Raw genomic sequence first — 18,565 nt, 5'->3', positions numbered from 1 at the left:
CAATGAGCCGTTCGACCAAATTGTTTGAGACCTACAAGCTCGGGCCGATCACGCTGGCCAATCGTCTTGTGATGGCGCCGCTGACGCGCAACCGTGCAGCGCCCGGCACGTTCGTTCCGAGTCCGCTGGCGGCCGATTATTACGGCCAGCGCGCCTCCGCAGGGCTCCTGATCACCGAAGCGAGCCAGGTCTCGCAGCAGGGCCAGGGCTACCAGGACACGCCCGGCATCTACAGCAAGGACCAGGTCGCCGGCTGGCGCAAGGTCACGGACCGCGTGCATGAGCGCGGCGGCAAGATCTTCATCCAGCTCTGGCATGTCGGCCGCATCTCGCATGTCGACCTTCAGGCCAATGGCGCCGCCCCGGTCGCGCCGAGCGCGATCCGCGCCAAGGGCAAGACCTTCGTCAACGGCACCTTCGCCGACGTCTCCGAGCCGCGCGCACTCGAACTCTCCGAAATTCCCGGGATTATCGACGACTTCAAGCGTGCGACGAAGAACGCGCTGGAAGCCGGCTTCGACGGCGTCGAGATCCACGGCGCCAACGGCTATCTGCTCGACCAGTTCGCCAGGGACGGTGCCAACAAGCGCACTGACGCCTATGGCGGCTCGATCGAGAACCGCGCGCGGCTGATGCTGGAAGTCGCCAAGGCCGTCGCCACCGAGGCCGGCAGCGATCGCACCGGCATCCGCATCTCGCCGGTCACGCCGGCCAACGATCTCTCCGACAGCAACCCGCAGCCGCTGTTCGATCACATCGTCGACGGGCTCAACGCGCTCAAGCTGGTCTATCTCCACGTCGTCGAAGGCGCCACCGGCGGCCCGCGCGACATCGCCCCGTTCGACTATGCATCCTTGCGCAAGCGCTTCGCCGGCGCCTACGTCGCCAACAACGGCTACGATTTCGAGCTTGCGACCAAGGTGCTGGACGCGAACGCGGCCGATCTGATCGCCTTCGGCAAGCCCTTCATCTCCAACCCCGACCTCGTCGAACGGCTGAAGCAGGGCGCGCCTCTGAACGACTGGGACAAGAACACCTTCTACGGCGGCGGCGCCAAGGGATACACGGACTACCCGACGCTGGCGGCCGAGCCGGCGGAGTAGATCGCCCATCAACGTTGCGGGGCGTCACCAAAGCATGATCCGGAAACGTGCGAAGCGGTTTTCCGAAAAAGACCATGCTTAAACAACAACCCAAAGCGTGATGACGATTCATCCTGATCGCATCGCGCTTTGGCGCCCCTCGGATGTCGCGCAGCAATCCAGGTTCCGGGCTCGATGCTTCGCATCGACCCGGAATGACATCGCCGCCCTTATGCCGAGGCGCGCGTCTCGGCTTCGCCGGCCACCATGCGCTCGACGATACGTCGCATGCGTTGCGGGGCGGCGTCGATGGCGAGCCGGATGCATTTGACGTTGGGGCGCGCCTGCGCGACCTGTTCGATGCGTTCCAGTATCTCTTTGTCCTCGTTGAAGGCGATACGGAAATCGCCGTGCAGACGCTGATCCACGTCGGCGTCGTCCAGCGCGAAATTGCGCACGTGCAGCCAGTGGTCGATACAGACATTGTCGTCCACCGGCGTGATGAAATGGCAGGCGAAGATGCGCAGCCCCTTGCCGCGGTCCGCCGGATCGTCAATCGCACCGGCATCCGCGCTGCCGAAATCGATCACCGCGATGCAGGGCGCGACATAGTCGTAATAGTGCCAGCGGTCCACGTGGCCGCTGAAATTGCCGTACTTGGCGAACAGCGGGATCGGCGGCGCATTCCGGATCCACCGCCATACCAGCACGCCGCGATCGCCATAGGTATGCTCCACCGGGATCTCTTCGCTCGCCGAGTTGCCGAGCGTCGACAGGTGCACGAAGCTGACATGGGCGGGGTCGCAAAGATTGTCGGCGAGATTGAGATAGTTGGTTTCGATCCGCAGGGCGTCGCCCTCCGCGGCATGCCAGCCCGCTTCGCCGAACTGCGGCAGGTCATAGATCAGCGATGGATCGGCCAGGGCGGGATCGCCGGGCCAGATCCAGACCAGGCCCATCTTTTCCCTGAGCGGATAGGAGGGCACCCGCGCGTTCTGCGGAATCACGGGCTGGCCGGGAATCCGGACACAACGCCCGTCGGCGCCGAAGGTCATGCCATGATAGCCGCATTCGATGGCGTCGCCCTTCAGCTTGCCCATCGACAAGGGCGCCAATCGATGCGGACAGGCGTCGTCGAGCGCAATGACCTGGCCGGCTTCGCCCCGGTACACGACGAGGTCCATGCCGAGAATGCGGTGTCGCGCGAGGGAACGCGTCACGTTGCGCGACCATGTGAGCGGATACCAGGTGTTTCGCGGCGCGAGCAGTTTCATGGCAGCTCCTAGTCCTTCCTAGTTCTTCAGCTTGGCCAGCACTTCGGCGTCGGCGGGCTGATAGTCCGCGCCGTCGACATAGCGCCAGTCGGTCATCACGCCCTGGCCGTCCCGCACCGCGAGCTTGCCGACATAGACTCCCATGGTGGATTGGTGGTCGATCGCCCGGAAGGAGATCGGGCCCACCGGCGTGTCGACCTTGAGATGCTCCATCGCCTTGATCAGATCGTCGGTCCTGGTCGAGCCGGCCGTCTCGATCGCCTTTGCCAGCACCAGCGTGTTGGCGTAGCCGATCAGCGCGCCGATGTTCGGAGGCTCCTTGAAACGCGCAACATAGGCTTTCAGAAACAAGTCGTGAGCCGGGGTCTTTATCTCGCTCCAGGGATACCCGGTGACCACCCAGCCGGGCGGCGCCTCATCCTTCAGCGGCGCGAGATATTCGGGCTCGCCGGACAGGATGCTGACGACGGCGCGCTTGGCGAACACATTGCGTGTCGTGCCTTCGCGCACGAATTTCGTGAGATCGGCCCCGAACGTTGCGTTGAAAATAGCATCGGGCTGCTCCGCCATCATCGCCTGCACCACTGCGCCCGCGTCGATCTTGCCGAGCGGCGGCCACTGCTCGGAGACGAATTCCACGTCGGGCTTCAATCGCTTCAATTCCCGCTTGAAGCTGGCCACTGCGGCCTGACCGAACTCGTAGTTCGGCGCAATCGTCGCCCAGCGTCGCGCGGGGAACTTGGCCGCCTCCTTTGCCAGGATGGAGGCTTGCGTATACGTGCTCGGCCGCAGCCTAAACGTATAGCGACTGCCCTTCTCCCAGATGAGCGCATCGGTCAGCGGCTGCGAAGCGAGGAAGAATATCCGCTTCTGTCTGGCGAAATCGGCGACGGCGAGGCCGACATGGGAGAGGATCGTACCTGTCAGGAGATCGACCTGCTCGCCATCGACGAGCTGACCGGCGGCGGTGATGGCCACGTCCGGCTTGCCGGCATCGTCACGGGCGATGATTTCGAGCTTGCGGCCGAGCACACCGCCTTTGCCATTGATCTCGTCGCGCGCGAGCTCCCAGCCCTGGCGATAGCCGCGGGTCCCGACCGGGAGCGCCGAGTAGCTCGATATTTCGCCGATCTTGATCGGCGGCGGTTCGGCCGCCCACCCCGCGCCGCAGGTCAGGGCCAGGGTCAGTCCAACGAACTTCGCAACAGCCGAAATGCGCACAGCAGCCTCCCTTCATTGGGATCAGCGAATGTATGTAGTACTTACTACATAGCGAATACCAGGCGCTGTTGGTTGTCAATGACGAAGAAAAGGCGGGGCTTGCCAAAAAAGCGGCAGGCCCCATCCTGCTGGTTGTGATTCCCCTGGGATAGGCGATGGCCAACAATACAGAGCTGCCAGCCCGCACACTGGCCGGCCCCCGTCTCAAGCGGCCGGCCAAGCGGAAAAAGGCCTCAACGGTGCGACGGACGCGAGCGCCCGATCAGACCCGCGAGGCGATTCTGCGCGCGGCCGTCGCCGAGTTTGCCCGCGAGGGCTATGGCGGCGCGCGAGTCGATCGCATCAGCAAGGCCGCCAAGAGCAACGACCGGATGCTCTATTACTATTTCAAGAGCAAGGAGAAGCTCTTTCACCAGGTCATCGAGCATTGCTATGCCGACCTGGTCGCGTCGGAAGAGGCGCTCGATCTCGATTTTTCCAGCCCGCGCCAGGCACTCGCGGCGCTGGTCGCCTTCAACTGGAACTACTACTGGGCGCACCCCGAACTGTTGAGCATTCTCGCCACGGAGAACCTGTTCAAGGGCCGTCACGTCAAGAACAACATCCGCCGCAGCTTCTCCAATACCCAGCTGGGCATGCTGGATCGCGTGCTCCAGAGCGGCATCGAACGGCGCGAGTTCAGGCCGGACTGCGACCGCTTCCACCTTTATCTGTCGATTCTGTCGCTGACCTATTTCTACCGCGCCAACCTCTACACGCTGTCGAGCTATACGCAGGTCGACCTCGCGGACGAGGAACGGCGGAGGACATGGCTCCTGCACGTGCAGACGATGATCGAGGATCTGGTGCGGCGGAAGCAGTGACCGGGTTGCGGCCGCTTCGCTGCGCCCGCAATGACGAATGACGGCAGCGCGCACGAAAGAGGCCGGGATCGCTCCCGGCCTTTCGTTCGTGGTGATGCGCTCTGCGCGAGGTCTACTTCGCTTCCGCGCGCTTCGGGGGCTGCGCCGGCCACGACTTGATCAGCGTGTCGTAGTCGACCGTCTCGCCCTTCGGCTTCTCGTTGGCGAGCTTGCGCTGGGGCGCGATGGTGCCGTCCTTCTCGGCCTTGGCGAACCAGTACTCCGGCTTCTCCTTCTTGTGGAGCTTCGGACCGCAGGCACCTTGCACGCCCGACTTCTCCAGGCGTTCCATGACCGAGTCCTGGGCCGCGGCGAGCGCGTCCATCGCCTGCTGCGGGGTCTTCGCACCGGACGAGGCGTCGCCGATGTTCTGCCACCAGAGCTGCGCGAGCTTCGGATAGTCCGGCACGTTGTTGCCGGTCGGGGTCCACTGCACGCGCGCGGGCGAGCGGTAGAACTCGATCAGGCCGCCGAGCTTCGGCGCACGCTCGGTGAACGACTTGTCCCAGATGTCGGATTCACGGATGAAGGTGAGACCGACATGGCTCTTCTTCAAGCTCACCGACTTGGAGACGATGAACTGGAGATAGAGCCAGGCTGCCTTGCGGCGGTCCGGCGGGGTCGATTTCAGTAGCGTCAGCGAACCGGCGTCCTGGTAGCCGAGCTTCATGCCTTCCTTCCAGTACGAGCCGTGCGGCGAGGGAGCCATACGCCATTTCGGCGTACCGTCCGCGTTCATCACGGCGATGCCCGGCTTCACCATGTCGGCGGTGAAGGCGGTGTACCAGAACATCTGCTGGGCGATGTTGCCCTGCGCCGGCACGGGTCCCGACTCGGAGAAGGTCATGCCCTGGGCCTGCGGAGGCGCGTACTTCTTCATCCATTCGAGATATTTGGTAATCGAGTAGACCGCCGCCGGACCGTTGGTGTCGCCACCACGCTCGACGGAAGAGCCGACCGGACGGCAGCCCTCCATGCGGATGCCCCATTCGTCGACCGGCAAACCGTTCGGAATGCCCTTGTCGCCATTGCCGGCCATCGACAGCCAGGCGTCGGTGAAGCGCCAGCCGAGCGAAGGGTCCTTCTTGCCATAGTCCATATGGCCATAGACCTTGACGCCGTTGATCTCCTTGACGTCGTTGGTGAAGAACTCGGCGATGTCCTCATAGGCGGACCAGTTCACGGGCACGCCGAGCTCGTAGCCGTACTTGGCCTTGAACTTGGCCTTGAAGTCGGGGTTGGTGAACCAGTCGTAGCGGAACCAGTAGAGGTTGGCGAACTGCTGGTCGGGCAGCTGATAGAGCTTGCCATCCGGCCCGGTGCCGAACGACTTGCCGATGAAGTCGTTGACGTCGAGCATGGGGTCGGTGACGTCCTTGCCCTCACCGGTCATGTAATCCGACAGCGCGATGGTCTGGCCGTAGCGGAAATGGGTACCGATCAGGTCGGAGTCGTTGATCCAGCCGTCATAGACGTTCTTGCCGGACTGCATCTGGGTCTGCAGCTTCTCCACGACGTCACCTTCCTGGATGAGGTCGTGCTTGAGCTTGATGCCGGTGAGTTCGGAGAACGCTTTCGCCAGCGTCTGCGCTTCGTATTCGTGGGTGGTGATGGTTTCGGAGACGACGTTGATCTCCATGCCCTTGAAGGGCTCGGCGGCCTTGGCGAACCACTCCAGCTCCTTCTTCTGGTCTTCCTTCGACAGCGTCGAGGGCTGGAATTCCGCGATCCATTTCTGGATCACGGCCTCGTCGGCGGCGCGGACCGGCGCCGAGACCGCAAGCGACACCGCAACGATCGCGGCGGCGCTGGACATGGTCAAAAAGCTATTCTTGGTCAATGGACCTTTCCTTCTCCTAAACTGTCGCATGTTGTTCCTCCGTTGCAGCGACAAACTTTTATACAGGCCCGGGTTGGTCCCGGATCTGGCCGTCCCTTCGCGAGTTTCAGACCGTGCGGAAGATGAGCACGGCCGTGACCAGCGAAATTCCGCTTGCGAGCCACAGGCTCGAAATCTCGAAGCCCTCCTCTCCGATCGGCACCGTGGCGATGGGGTCGGTGCCGACGAGGCCGATCCACGCGAGGTGGATGACGGCGGCGGCGATCAGCGAGATGAACAGGCGATCGCCGCGCGTGGTCGGGATGCGCAGCACGCCGATGCGCTCGGCCTCCGGATAGACCGCGGCGAGCCAGGTCATCACCGCAAGCGTAGAGGCGAGCGCGACGAAGAAGATCGCGGTCGGCAGCGTCCAGGCCATCCATGCGATAGATTCCATGGCTCTTACTCCTTGCGCATGATCTGGTCCGAAAACCGGTTTCCACTTTTCGGGATCATGCGCGTCACACCCGGCCGAGCGCGAAACCGCGCGCGATGTAGTTGCGGACGAACCAGATCACCAGCGCACCCGGAATGATGGTGAGCACGCCGGCGGCGGCGAGCAGGCCCCAGTCCATGCCGGCGGCCGAGACCGTGCGCGTCATGATCGCGGCGATCGGCTTGGCCGACACCGAGGTCAGCGTGCGCGCGAGCAGCAACTCGACCCAGGAGAACATGAAGCAGAAGAAGGCGGCGACGCCGATGCCGCTCGCGATCAGCGGCACCAGGATCTTGATGAAGAAGCGCGGGAAGGAATAGCCGTCGAGGAAGGCGGTCTCGTCGATCTCGCGCGGCACGCCGGAGACGAAGCCTTCGAGGATCCACACCGCGAGCGGCACGTTGAAGATGCAGTGCGCCAGCGCGACCGCCCACGGCGTATCGAACAGGCCGATCGCCGAATAGAGGTTGAAGAACGGCAGCGCATACACCGCAGCCGGCGCCATGCGGTTCGACAGAAGCCAGAAGAACAGGTGCTTGTCGCCGAGGAAGCGGTAGCGCGAGAACGCGTAGGCCGCGGGCAGCGCGACCGAGATCGAGATGATGGTGTTGAGGATGACGTATTGGAGCGAGTTGATGTAGCCGGAGTACCAGCTCTCGTCGGTGAAGATGCGCTGGTAATGCTGCAGCGTCGGGTTGTGCGGCCATAGCGTCATCGTCGATACGATCTCGCTGTTGGTCTTGAAGCTCATGTTCACGAGCCAGTAGATCGGCAGCAGCAGGAAGATCAAGAACAGCCCCATGATGAGGCGGCGGCCGGGGATCGAATGCATCACGCCACTCCTTCCTTTGGCTGCAGCGCGGGCACGGGCTTGGGCCCGGACGAAGGCTTAGGCTCCGCCGCCGGCTCGCTCGAAGCCTGGACTTTGCGCTCGACGCCGGCATTGGTCATGACGGTGTAGAAGATCCAGCAGACGATCAGGATGATGAGGTTGTAGACCAGTGACAGCGCGGCGGCCTTGCCGAGGTCGAACTGGCCGAGCGCGATCTTGACGAGTTCGATCGATACGAAGGTCGTGGAATTGCCGGGCCCGCCGCCGGTGACGACGAACGGCTCCGTGTAGATCATGAAGCTGTCCATGAAGCGCAGCAGCACCGCAATCAGCAGCACGCGGTTCATCTTCGGCAGCTGGATCGCCTTGAACACGGCCCAGCGCGAGGCGCCGTCGATCTGGGCGGCCTGGTAGTAGGCCTCGGGAATCGACTTCAGGCCGGCGTAGCAGAGCAGCGCAACGAGGCTGGTCCAATGCCAGACATCCATCACGATGACGGTGACCCAGGCATCAAACTCGTTGGAGACGTAATTGTAGTCGAAGCCCATGGCGTTGAGGGCATAGCCGAGCAGGCCGATGTCCGGACGCCCGAAGATCTGCCAGATCGTGCCGACCACGTTCCACGGGATCAGCAGCGGCAGCGCGAGGATCACGAGGCAGGCCGCGACCGTCCAGCCCTCGCGTGGCATCGACAGCGCCACGACAATGCCGAGCGGCACCTCGATGGCGAGAATCACCAGCGAGAAGAACAGATTGCGGCCGAGGGAAGCGAGGAAGCGGCCGCCGAGATCGGTCGAGGGATCGAGCAGCTCCTTGAACCAGCCGACGCCGTTCCAGAAGAACTGGTTGTTGCCGAAGGTGTCCTGCATCGAATAGTTCACCACCGTCATCAGCGGCAGCACCGCCGAGAAGGCGACGACCAGGAACACCGGCAGTACCAGGAACCAGGCTTTTTGGTTAACGGTCTTGTCCATCAGGCGGCTCCCTCCACCAGAAGGCTGTCGGCATAGACGTGGACGTGCGACGGATCGAATTTCAGCCCGGCATCTCCGTCGGCACTCGTAAAGCCGGCCGGCGCGCGCGCGGCGAGCTTGGCGTCACCGAAGCGGGCGCGCGCAAAACGAATGCGGCCGAGATCGTCGAGGCGCTCGATCTTCGCTGTAGGCAGGCCCGGCGCCGGCGCAACGACCTCGACGAATTCGGGACGGACGCCGATCTCGATCTTTGCGCTTGAGGGCAGATTGTCGTAGGCGCGGTTCAGCTGGATGACGTGGCCGCCGACCTTCGCCTCCCGCCCCCGCACCTCCGCCGGCAGAATGTTCATGCCGGGCGAGCCGATGAAATAGCCGACGAAAGTGTGCGCGGGCTTCTCGAACAGCTCGGCCGGGGTGCCGCTCTGCACCACGCGGCCGTCATGCATGACGACGACGGTGTCGGCGAAGGTCAGCGCTTCGGTCTGATCGTGGGTGACGTAGATCATCGTGAGGTCGAGCTCGCGGTGCAGCGCCTTCAGCTTGGAGCGCAGCTGCCATTTCAGCTCGGGATCGATCACCGTCAGCGGCTCGTCGAACAGCACGGCGGCAACGTCCGAGCGGACGAGGCCTCGGCCGAGCGAGATCTTCTGCTTGGCGTCGGCCGTGAGGCGCGTCGCCTTGCGATTGAGATAGGGCTCGAGATCGAGCAGGCGACCGATCTCGGCGACGCGCTTGTCGATCTCGGCCTTCGGCACGCCGCGGTTCTTCAGCGGAAACGCCAGGTTCTGCCCCACCGTCATGGTGTCGTAGATCACCGGAAACTGGAATACCTGGGCGATGTTGCGCTTCTGGGTCGACAGCGGGGTGATGTCCTTGCCGTCGAACAGGATCTTTCCGCGCGACGGCGTGATGATGCCGGAGATGACGTTGAGCAAAGTGGTCTTGCCGCAGCCGGAGGGGCCGAGCAGCGCATAGGCGCCGCCCTGACGCCAGGTCATGGTGACGGGCTTGAGTGCAAAGCTCTCCGGCGGCGCATCGTTGCCGCCGTAGGAATGCGCGAGATCGACGAGGTCAATGCGGGCCATGGTGCATCTCCCTCAGGCGCTTCTGACTGTTGAGGCGTTTTCTTCGCGCGAACCGCTAGGCGCTTCGCTTGAAACCGCCATGCCGGGAGCCGCGACCAAGCGGTCGGCAGCATCGAAGACGAAGATATCATTGGGGTCGAGCACGGCATCGAGCGTCTGGCCGGGCTCGAACTCGTGCACGCCATGCAGCACCGCCACCCAGTTCGACCCGCCCCGGGTTAGATGCACGAAACTCTCAGAACCGGTGATTTCGGTCACGGTGACGGTGGCGTGGAAGGCATGACGATCGGCCTCGCCATTGGCGAGGGCGAGCTGATGCGCGCGGAAACCGACGCGATAGGTCCCGTCGGCCAGGCCCGCGTAAAGACCGGAGGCCGGGGAGGCCGCGCCGCCGGCATATTGCACGGAGCCATTCTTCTTCTCGATGCCGACGAGGTTGAGCGGCGGATCGGAAAAGACCTGCGCGACGCGCAAGGTCTGCGGCCGGCGGTAGACGCGGGCGGTCTCGCCCATCTGCAGCGCCTGGCCCTCCCACATGCACACCGTGTTGCCGCCGAGCAGCAGCGCCTCGGTCGGCTCGGTGGTGGCATAGACGAAGATCGCGCCCGAGGCCTCGAAGATGCGCGGAAGCTCGGCGCGCAGCTCCTCGCGCAGCTTGTAGTCGAGGTTGGCGAGCGGCTCGTCGAGCAGGACGAGATCGGCGCCCTTGACCAGGGCGCGCGCGATCGCGGTGCGCTGCTGCTGGCCGCCGGAGAGCTGGAGCGGCGTGCGCTTCAGGAACGGCTCGAGCCGCAGCAGTTTTGCCGCCTCCGCCACGCGCGCCTCGATCTCGCCGCGCGGCTTGCCCTGCACGCGCAGAGGCGAGGCGATGTTCTCGTAGACCGTGAGCGAGGGGTAGTTGATGAACTGCTGATAGACCATCGCGACCGAGCGCTGGCGCACGTCGGCGCCGGTGACGTCCTTGCCGTTGACCAGCACCTTGCCCGTGGTCGGCTTGTCGAGACCGGCGAGCAGCCGCATGATCGAGGTCTTGCCCGACAGCGTCGGCCCGAGCAGGACGTTGAGCGTACCGCTCTCGAGAGTCAGGGAGACATCGCGGATGTGCTCGACACCCTCGACGGTCCGGGTCACGTGATCGAGTGTCACGGTCATGAGCGTCCTCCCGCTTCCAGCAGGGGACTTTGCGGCACGGCGTGGGTCCTGATCCAGTCGTCGAGTGCCGCAATCTCGTCGGCAGATAGTCGCAGGCCGAGCTTGGAACGGCGCCAGACCACGTCCTCCGCCGTGACGGCCCACTCATTGGCCATGAGATAGCGGACCTCGCGCTCGGTCAGGGTTGCGCCGAAGGCCTGGCCGAGATCGGCCAATGATTTCGCATCGCCGAGCAGCTTCATCGCCCGCGTTCCATAGGCGCGCGCGAGCCGCCTTGCATGCTCATGGCTGAGGAAGGGATAGCCGCGCTGGAGCTCGGCGATCAGGCCGTCGATATCCGACACATCCATGTCGCCGCCGGGCAGCGGCCATTTGCCGGTCCAGCCCTCGCGCGCTTTCGCGCTGCGAAGATAGGGCGCAAGGCGTTCCAGGGCCTCTTCGGCGAGCCTGCGATAGGTCGTGATCTTGCCGCCATAGATGGACAGCAGCGGCACGCCACCGGGCGTGTCGAGCTCGAACACGTAGTCGCGCGTCGCTGCCTTGGCTTCGCTGGCGCCATCGTCATAGAGCGGCCGCACGCCGGAATAGGTCCAGACCACGTCATCCGGCGTCACCGGCTTGGCGAGATATTCGCTCGCCGCGGTGCAGAGATACTGGATCTCCTCGGCCGTCGCCTTCACCTTGGCGGGATCGCCGTCATAGTCGCGATCGGTGGTGCCGATCAGCGTGAAATCGTCCTGGTACGGGATGACGAAGATGATGCGGCCATCGGCATTCTGGAACATGTAGGCACGGTCGTGATCGTAAAGTTTCTTCACGACGATATGTGAGCCCTGCACCAGGCGGACTTTTGCCTTCGCATTGACGCCCGCGCCGCGGCCGAGCACGTCCTCGACCCAGGGACCGCCGGCATTGACGAGCGCGCGCGCCCGGACCTGCGAGCGCTCGCCGGTCAGCGTATTGACCATGCTGACCATCCAGAGGCCGCCGGACTGGCGAATCTCGGTGGCGCGGGTGCGGGTGCGGATCTCGGCGCCCTTGTCGGCGGCATCGCGCGCGTTGAGCACGACGAGGCGGGCGTCGTCGACGAAACAGTCGGAATATTCGAAGGCGCGGGCATAGCGATTCGGGATCAGCGGCCTGCCGACCTCATCGCGCCTCAGATCGACCGAGCGCGTGGCGGGCAGCAGGTGCCGGCCGCCGATATGGTCATAGAGGAAGAGGCCCAAGCGCAGCAGCCAGGCGGGACGCAGGCCGGCATGGTGCGGCAGGACGAAACGCAGGGGGCGGATGATGTGGGGCGCGATGCCCCAGAGGATCTCGCGCTCGATCAGCGCCTCGCGGACCAGGCGAAACTCGTAATATTCGAGATAGCGCAGGCCGCCATGCACCAGCTTGGTCGACCAGGACGATGTCCCGCTCGCCAGATCGTTCATTTCGCACAGGAAAACCGTGTTGCCGCGGCCCACCGCATCGCGCGCGATGCCGCAGCCGTTAACACCGCCTCCAATGATGGCGAGATCGAAAATACGCTCCAACAGACGCATCCCCCGGCGACCGCTCGTTCCGTCGAGCGGCTACTTTCGCTTTTGATTAGATCACACCGGAAAACGAAAGCAAGATGAAAGAGAGAGGAGAAGAAGCGAAAGTGGGCCTATCTTAGGCGGATCCAAAGGGCTCTTGCGCGGCCAATTTCGGGGCAATATAGTCATTATAGTCAAGATGGTTCATGCGCATGACCGATCGTATTACTGCGCCCCGCACCCTTCCTACTGATGACACCTGGACGCTGGCCAACGCCAAGGCGCGGCTGTCCGAGGTGATTGATCGCGCTCAAGCCGGCCCGCAGGTCATCACACGACACGGCAAACCGAATGCGGTTGTCGTCTCCGCCGACGAATGGGCGCGCAAGACCGCACGCAACGGTACGCTCGCCGAATTCCTTCTGGGCTCGCCGCTGCGCGGCGCCAACCTCGAGCTTGAACGGGTCCAGGACGCGCCACGCGACGAGATACCGTGAACCTGCTGCTCGACACCGACGTGCTGTCGGAGGTTCGGCGCCCAGCGCCTTCGCCGAAGGTCTTGGCGTGGCTCGATACGATCGACGAAGATCGGGCATTCATAAGCGTTGCCACGATCGCCGAACTTCGCCGCGGCATCGCATTGCTGGACGATGGCCGCCGGCGCACGGCGCTGGCCGCCTGGCTGGCGCATGATCTACCGGCGCGATTTGCCGACCGCGTTCTGCCCATCGACCATGCGGTCGCCGAGCGCTGGGGTGACCTCATGGCGCAGAGTCGCATGGGCGGCGTCGCATTGTCTGTCATGGACGGCTTCTTTGCGGCAACCGCTCTCGTGCACCACCTCACGCTTGTCACGCGCAATGTGAAGGATCTTGCGGCGTTCGGCGTTCCGCTGCTCAATCCCTGGGATGATGCCTGAGACCTATCTCAGCCGAACGACCGGCGCGGCTTCCGGTGCCGCATCCTGCACCTCGGCCGGGGAATCGTCGATATCCGCGCCCTTCGGCATCGCCTCGACCACCTCGATGCCCTTGCTGTGGCAGATGGTGGCGAGGCGCTCGGGAAGCTCCTGGTCGGTGACGAAGGTCTGGATCTGGGTGATGTGGGCGATCCGCACCGGCGCGCTGCGGCGCAGCTTGGTGGAATCGGCGACCAGCATGACGCTGCGGGCATTGGCGATGATGGCCTGCGCCACCTGCACCTCGCGATAGTCGAAGTCGAGCAACGCCCCCTCCTCGTCGATCGCGGACGCGCCGATGATGGCATAGTCGACCTTGAACTGGCCGATCAGCTGCGTCGCGGTCGAGCCGACCACTGCGCCGTCGGCGCGCCGCACCGTGCCACCCGCGACCACCACCTCGATGCGGGGATGGCGGTAGAGCAGCATGGCAACGTTCAGATTGTTGGTGATGACGAGCAGGTCCTCGTGCGAGGTCAGCGCGCTCGCGACCTCCTCCGTCGTGGTGCCGATGTTGATGAACAGCGAGCAGCCGTTCGGGATCAGCGACGCGGCGGCCGCGCCGATCGCTTTCTTCTCGTCGGCGGCAACGAAGCGGCGCGCCTCGTAGGCGAGGTTCTCCACGCCCGAGGCGATGATGGCGCCGCCATGGATGCGGGTCAGCGAACGCCGCTCGCAGAGGTCGTTGAGATCCTTGCGGATGGTCTGCGCCGAGACTTCGAAGCGACGCGCGAGCTCCTCGACCATGACGCGGCCGGAAGCGCGCGCGATGTTGAGGATTTCGGCCTGGCGATGAGTTAGTCCGGTCACGGCAACGGCCTCAAATCAGATTGATGCATGGTGCGGCGGTTCGCGTCTTCGGTCAATGCGCACGCTGATCACGGTTAACGGATGAGGGGCCCTCACCACGCCATTTCTTACCACGCCATGGCGTTCGCAAGACGCGCGAGCAGCGCCGGATCGTCGAAGGCGCTGGCGGACGCGACTGCGCCTGATGCAACCAGGTCGGCGTGGCTGAGGCTGGTGCGAATGCCGATGGTAGGAATGCCGGCCGCCGTGGCGGATTGCACGCCGGTGCGGGAATCCTCGAATGCGATCGAGGTTTCCGGCCTCGCGCCGACGAAACGCAATCCTTCCTGATAGGGCAGCGGATGCGGCTTGCCGTGTGGCAGCTCGGCGCCGATCACGAGCGCCTTGAAGCGATGCGTGATGCCGAGCCCCGAGAGCAGCAGCTCGGCGTTGAGGCGCGGCGCATTGGTCACGGCGACCATGGGGATGCCGGCGCTGTCGGCCCGGTCGAGCAGCGCCATCAGGCCCGGCAGCGGTGCGATCTGCCCGGCCACGAGCGTGCGGAAGACCTCCTCCTTCTCATCGAGGATCAGGGCGCGCCGCTCCGGCGCCTCGTCGGGCAGAAAGCGCTCGCCGATCGCGACATTGGCGAAACCCTGAAGCTCCCTGGAGAAGCGCGCGTGATCGAAGACATGGCCGCGCGGGCCGAGCACCTGGTTGAAAGCCTTCAAGTGCAACGGATCGGTATCGGCGAGCGTGCCGTCGATGTCGAACAACAACGCCCTGCCCATCGCATCGTAGCTGGCCTCGATCATTTCCGTACTTTCCCAAATGCGCGACGCATCGATGCGCGAGACGTATCAATACCGCCTCGATCGCGCAATCGCGCAATCACATGACGACAAGGCGACACTCGACAATGTCATGCGCGGCTGCAACACTCGGCGCAAGATCAAAAAGGAGGAAACGATGACCATCGATCGACGCGATCTGACTCTCTCCACTGTCGCCATCTCGGCGCTTGCGCTCGCCGCGTCAGCGGAAGAGGAAGCCGTGGCGAAGAAGGTCGAGGCCTTCCGCCTTGCCCAGATCGCGGCCGATCCGAAAGCGCTCGCTGCGCTGTGCTGGGACGATCTCAGCTACAGCCATTCCAGCGGCAAGGTCGAGGACGAGGCAACCTTCATCGCCAACGCCACCGACGGCAAGTCGAAATTCCTGTCGATCGAGTACAAGGACCCCACCATCAAGGTGGTCGGCGCCGCAGCGATCGTGCGTTTCCACTGGCTGGGCGAGCAGGAGATGACGGCCGACGGGAAAAAAGTATCGACCAACCTTCACATCCTGATGAACTGGCAGAGGCAGGGCGACGAGTGGAAGCTCTTGTCGCGGGCCGCGACGAAGTTGTGATCAACGACGTCATTCCGGGACGCGCCGAAAGGCGCGGGCCCGGAATCCATTGGTCGGCAATTTCTGCAGCACGATAGATGCTCAGGTGCGCGATTGCGCACCATAGTTCGCGCTTCGCGCGCCCCGGAATGACGGCGCTTACGCCGCTTCCTTCACGTCGCCGTTAACCAGCTTGCGCGCCGCGCGTTCGGCTTCGCGGGCGTTGCGGAAGAGCTGGCCTTCGAGACGGTTGAAGCGGTGGGACGAGGCGAAGAAGCAGTAGCCTCCTTGAGAGCGAACGACGATACCTGCGGTCTGCGAATTGACTTCAATGATGTAGCTGTCCGGCATGGTCCGTGGATCCCTCAGTGCGGGCAAATAACGACACTCATGCCCAAAGGTTCCCAGGCATTTGAGGCCGTTTCCACCCCGAATCGACACGCAATTGAGTACGCCGGGACCTCATCCGTTTTATGACTGGTTCTTGGCGAAGCCGCGACGAGGATGACTCACCCACGCCGCGTCTCCCAAGATGAGGCAGAGCGTCGCGCGCGATTACGTCGCGATCGGCGGATCATTTCGCTGGATTTCCTGCGGACGGCCGTGGTCGTCGATCGAGACGTAGGTGAAATTGCCGTCGGTGACGAGGAACGGATGAAGCTCCTTGCGCCGCAATGCCCAGGCCTCGAGATGCACCGTCAGCGAGGTGCGCCCGACGCGCACGAGATTGGCGTAGACCGAGACGAGATCGCCAACATAGACCGCTTTGCGAAAATTCATCGCCTCGATCGCGACCGTCACGGTGCGCGACCTCGCAGCCTTCGAGGCGAACACGCCGCCGCCGACGTCCATCTGGCTCAGCAGCCAGCCGCCGAAGATGTCGCCGTTTGCGTTCGTGTCGGCCGGCATCGCCAGCGTGCGGATGCAGAGATCGCCGCTCGGCCCGGTCGTCGCTTGTTCGCTCATGTCTTTCTCACTTGAAATTGTCCCAGCCCGGATCAGGCGCGAAGCGCTCGCCGAATCGCTCGGCCAGCGCGCGCAGGGTGGATACGACATTTTCGACTCCGCGCGTCCGCGCATAGTTCAGCGGGCCGCCGCGGAACGGTGCGTAGCCGGTGCCGAAGATCATGGCGCCGTCGACCGCGTCGGCATCGTCGACGATGCCCTCACGCAGCGCCGCGACGCAGACATTGGACATCGGTAGCACCAGGCGGTCGATCATCTGATCCGTAACGCGCGGACCGGTCTCGGGAAGCTGGGCCTTCTCCGCCTTGCCGTCCTTCCAGGTGTAGAAGCCCTTCCCGGTCTTGCGCCCGAGCTCGCCCTTGGCGACCTTCTCGCGAAGCCAGGCCGGCGTCGGCGGCAGCAGATCGCCGAACTTGGTGCGCAGCATGTCGCCGACGTCGAGGCAGATGTCGAGCCCGACCTGATCGGCCAGCTCGATCGGGCCCATCGGCATGCCGAACTGCTCGGCCGCGTCATCGATCAGGCGCTGGTCCGTCTTCTCGTCCAGCATCACCATGGCTTCGAGCATGTAAGGCGTCAGCGCGCGATTGACGAGGAAGCCGGGCGAGCTCTTCACGGCAAGCGGCAGGCGGTCGATGGCGCCGACGAAGGCGAGCGCCTGTTTAAGCACTTGTGCATCGTTGCCGTCGTGGCTGACGACCTCGACCAATTGTAGCCGCGACACCGGATTGAAGAAATGCAGGCCGACCAGCCGCTCCGGCCGCGCCAGAGTGGTGCGCAAGTCCTGAAGCGGAATGCTCGACGTGTTGGTCGCAAGGATCGCACCCGGCTTCATCCGCGGCTCGAGGCCGGCATAGACCTTCTGCTTCAGCTCGAGCTTCTCGGGCACCGCTTCGATGATGAGATCGGCGTTGCGGACGCCCTCCCCGTCGATGTCGGGGACGAGGCGATCGAGCGCGTCACGCACCTCGGTCGGCTTGCGGATGATCTTGCCATAGAGCTCGGCTGCGCGCTTCACCGCACCCGCGATCGGCTCCGCCTTCATGTCGACGAGCGAGACGCGAAGGCCCTGCCCCGCACACCAGGCCGCGATGTCGCCGCCCATGGCGCCGGCGCCGATGACGTGGACATGCTTCACCGTGCTGCCGGCGGCTGCCGCCTTCTTCATCTGCTCGCGCAGGAAGAAGACGCGGATCAAATTCTGCGCGGTCGGCGTCACCATCAGCTTGGCGAACGAGGCCTGCTCGGCCTTCAGCATCGCGGATTTGCTGCCGCCATGCGCTTCCCAGAGATCGATCAGCGCATAGGGCGCTGGATAATGCTCGCGCGATGCAGCCTTCGCGGCCTCCGCGCGCATGCGCTTGGCCAGCAGGCCGCGCACCGGTCCGAGGTTGGCGGCGCGCGTGAGCGGACCGGGCTTGGCTCGCTTCAGGCGGCCGAACAGCGCATCCTTCACCGCGCCCTGGACATGCCGCTCCTGCGTCACGGTGTCGACGAGGCCGAGCGCCCTGGCGCGGCGCGCATCGATGATGCGGCCGGTCAGCATCAGCGCCATCGACTGGGTCGGATTGACCAGCGCGGTGAACCGCGCCGTGCCACCGAGCCCGGGATGCAGGCCGAGCATCACCTCAGGGAAGCCGAAGCGCGCACCGTCGATGGCGATGCGCGCCTGGCAGGCGAGCGCGACCTCGAGTCCGCCGCCGAGGCAGAAGCCGTGGATGACCGCGACCGTCGGCAGCCTCAAGGCTTCCAGGTGGTCGACAACGGCATGCGCGGCGCGGATGCGCGTCTCCACCATGGCGGGATCAGAGGCGCCGCGAAATTCGTTGACGTCGGCGCCGGCAACGAAGCCGGAGGGTTTGGCCGAGCGGATCACGAGGCCGGCCGGACGCTCGGTCTCGATCGCGGCGAGCACGGCGTCGAACTCCTCCATCACATCGGAGGACAGGGTGTTGGCGCTTGCATCAGCGCGGTCGAACAGCAGCCAAGCAACCCCATCGGCGTCACGCGTCAGCTTGAAATGCCTGTATGGGCTGTCCGCCGCGGGCGGAGGCCCGAGCGTCAGGACGCGGTCGCCCAGCGCGGTCATGATCTTCGAATCCATGG

Annotated in this window: 19 protein-coding genes; 5 read left to right on the top strand and 14 right to left on the bottom strand. The window is 64.4% G+C overall.

Features of this window, described 5'->3' with window-relative positions:
* Positions 1 to 2: 2 nt before the first annotated feature.
* Positions 3 to 1,103, top strand: coding sequence for an alkene reductase (locus EDE08_RS00405; protein ID WP_131866138.1), 1,101 nt, complete (start codon positions 3 to 5; stop codon positions 1,101 to 1,103).
* 209 nt (positions 1,104 to 1,312) lie between these two features.
* On the opposite strand, the gene EDE08_RS00400 is transcribed toward EDE08_RS00405, so the two are convergent.
* Positions 1,313 to 2,356: an aromatic ring-hydroxylating dioxygenase subunit alpha gene (locus EDE08_RS00400; protein WP_131866136.1), complete on the bottom strand. Its 1,044-nt coding sequence runs from the start codon at positions 2,354 to 2,356 to the stop codon at positions 1,313 to 1,315.
* Positions 2,357 to 2,374: 18 nt separating this feature from the next.
* A complete protein-coding gene (locus EDE08_RS00395; RefSeq protein WP_131867380.1) occupies positions 2,375 to 3,571 on the bottom strand; it encodes an ABC transporter substrate-binding protein in 1,197 nt (398 codons plus the stop codon).
* 161 nt (positions 3,572 to 3,732) lie between these two features.
* Between EDE08_RS00395 and EDE08_RS00390 the strand changes: the two genes are divergently transcribed.
* Positions 3,733 to 4,440, top strand: coding sequence for a TetR/AcrR family transcriptional regulator (locus tag EDE08_RS00390; protein ID WP_131866134.1), 708 nt, complete (start codon positions 3,733 to 3,735; stop codon positions 4,438 to 4,440).
* Positions 4,441 to 4,552: 112 nt separating this feature from the next.
* On the opposite strand, the gene EDE08_RS00385 is transcribed toward EDE08_RS00390, so the two are convergent.
* The 7 genes from EDE08_RS00385 to glpD form a co-directional block, all read right to left on the bottom strand.
* The gene (locus EDE08_RS00385; protein WP_165935725.1) at positions 4,553 to 6,295 is read right to left on the bottom strand and encodes an ABC transporter substrate-binding protein; all 1,743 of its coding nucleotides are present in this window, start codon (positions 6,293 to 6,295) and stop codon (positions 4,553 to 4,555) included.
* Positions 6,296 to 6,425: 130 nt separating this feature from the next.
* Entirely contained in the window at positions 6,426 to 6,755 is a 330-nt protein-coding gene (locus EDE08_RS00380; protein WP_131866130.1) for a DUF2160 domain-containing protein, read from the bottom strand.
* Between the two features lie 64 nt (positions 6,756 to 6,819).
* Positions 6,820 to 7,626, bottom strand: coding sequence for a carbohydrate ABC transporter permease (locus EDE08_RS00375; RefSeq protein ID WP_131866128.1), 807 nt, complete (start codon positions 7,624 to 7,626; stop codon positions 6,820 to 6,822).
* Positions 7,626 to 8,600 (bottom strand): carbohydrate ABC transporter permease, encoded by a 975-nt coding sequence (locus EDE08_RS00370; protein WP_131866126.1) that lies wholly within the window; start codon positions 8,598 to 8,600, stop codon positions 7,626 to 7,628. The genes EDE08_RS00375 and EDE08_RS00370 overlap by 1 nt, the downstream gene beginning before the upstream one ends.
* Entirely contained in the window at positions 8,600 to 9,685 is a 1,086-nt protein-coding gene (locus EDE08_RS00365; RefSeq protein ID WP_131866124.1) for an ABC transporter ATP-binding protein, read from the bottom strand. Before EDE08_RS00365 ends, EDE08_RS00370 begins: the two co-directional genes overlap by 1 nt.
* Positions 9,686 to 9,697: 12 nt before the next feature.
* The gene (locus EDE08_RS00360; protein ID WP_131866122.1) at positions 9,698 to 10,837 is read right to left on the bottom strand and encodes an ABC transporter ATP-binding protein; all 1,140 of its coding nucleotides are present in this window, start codon (positions 10,835 to 10,837) and stop codon (positions 9,698 to 9,700) included.
* Positions 10,834 to 12,384, bottom strand: a complete 1,551-nt coding sequence (gene glpD / locus EDE08_RS00355) for a glycerol-3-phosphate dehydrogenase (protein ID WP_131866120.1) — start codon at positions 12,382 to 12,384, stop codon at positions 10,834 to 10,836. Before glpD ends, EDE08_RS00360 begins: the two co-directional genes overlap by 4 nt.
* 188 nt (positions 12,385 to 12,572) lie before the next feature.
* Between glpD and EDE08_RS00350 the strand changes: the two genes are divergently transcribed.
* Positions 12,573 to 12,857 (top strand): type II toxin-antitoxin system Phd/YefM family antitoxin, encoded by a 285-nt coding sequence (locus EDE08_RS00350; RefSeq protein WP_131867378.1) that lies wholly within the window; start codon positions 12,573 to 12,575, stop codon positions 12,855 to 12,857.
* Complete coding sequence (locus tag EDE08_RS00345) at positions 12,854 to 13,279, top strand: type II toxin-antitoxin system VapC family toxin (RefSeq protein WP_131866118.1); 426 nt, start codon at positions 12,854 to 12,856, stop codon at positions 13,277 to 13,279. Before EDE08_RS00350 ends, EDE08_RS00345 begins: the two co-directional genes overlap by 4 nt.
* Before the next feature lie 3 nt (positions 13,280 to 13,282).
* Here the strand turns inward: EDE08_RS00345 and EDE08_RS00340 are convergent, their stop codons facing one another.
* Together EDE08_RS00340 and EDE08_RS00335 are read right to left on the bottom strand one after the other, a co-directional pair.
* Entirely contained in the window at positions 13,283 to 14,128 is an 846-nt protein-coding gene (locus EDE08_RS00340) for a DeoR/GlpR family DNA-binding transcription regulator (protein ID WP_131866116.1), read from the bottom strand.
* Positions 14,129 to 14,235: 107 nt separating this feature from the next.
* Positions 14,236 to 14,922, bottom strand: coding sequence for an HAD family hydrolase (locus EDE08_RS00335; RefSeq protein ID WP_131866114.1), 687 nt, complete (start codon positions 14,920 to 14,922; stop codon positions 14,236 to 14,238).
* Positions 14,923 to 15,076: 154 nt separating this feature from the next.
* Here EDE08_RS00335 and EDE08_RS00330 point away from each other — a divergent pair, with 154 nt between their 5' ends.
* Positions 15,077 to 15,514: a nuclear transport factor 2 family protein gene (locus tag EDE08_RS00330; protein ID WP_131866112.1), complete on the top strand. Its 438-nt coding sequence runs from the start codon at positions 15,077 to 15,079 to the stop codon at positions 15,512 to 15,514.
* Positions 15,515 to 15,652: 138 nt separating this feature from the next.
* Here EDE08_RS00330 and EDE08_RS00325 read toward each other — a convergent pair whose 3' ends face one another.
* The 3 genes from EDE08_RS00325 to EDE08_RS00315 form a co-directional block, all read right to left on the bottom strand.
* Positions 15,653 to 15,844 (bottom strand): hypothetical protein, encoded by a 192-nt coding sequence (locus EDE08_RS00325; RefSeq protein ID WP_024341426.1) that lies wholly within the window; start codon positions 15,842 to 15,844, stop codon positions 15,653 to 15,655.
* Between the two features lie 204 nt (positions 15,845 to 16,048).
* Positions 16,049 to 16,459, bottom strand: coding sequence for an acyl-CoA thioesterase (locus EDE08_RS00320; protein ID WP_028179661.1), 411 nt, complete (start codon positions 16,457 to 16,459; stop codon positions 16,049 to 16,051).
* A gap of 7 nt (positions 16,460 to 16,466) precedes the next feature.
* The gene (locus tag EDE08_RS00315) at positions 16,467 to 18,563 is read right to left on the bottom strand and encodes a 3-hydroxyacyl-CoA dehydrogenase NAD-binding domain-containing protein (protein WP_165935706.1); all 2,097 of its coding nucleotides are present in this window, start codon (positions 18,561 to 18,563) and stop codon (positions 16,467 to 16,469) included.
* Between the last annotated feature and the right edge of the window lie 2 nt (positions 18,564 to 18,565).

The organism is Bradyrhizobium sp. R2.2-H, from assembly GCF_004346455.1.
GTDB classification, from domain to species: Bacteria; Pseudomonadota; Alphaproteobacteria; order Rhizobiales; family Xanthobacteraceae; genus Bradyrhizobium; species Bradyrhizobium diversitatis.
Note: the sequence above shows the minus strand (reverse complement) of the source record. Positions and strands in the feature narration are given on the sequence as shown.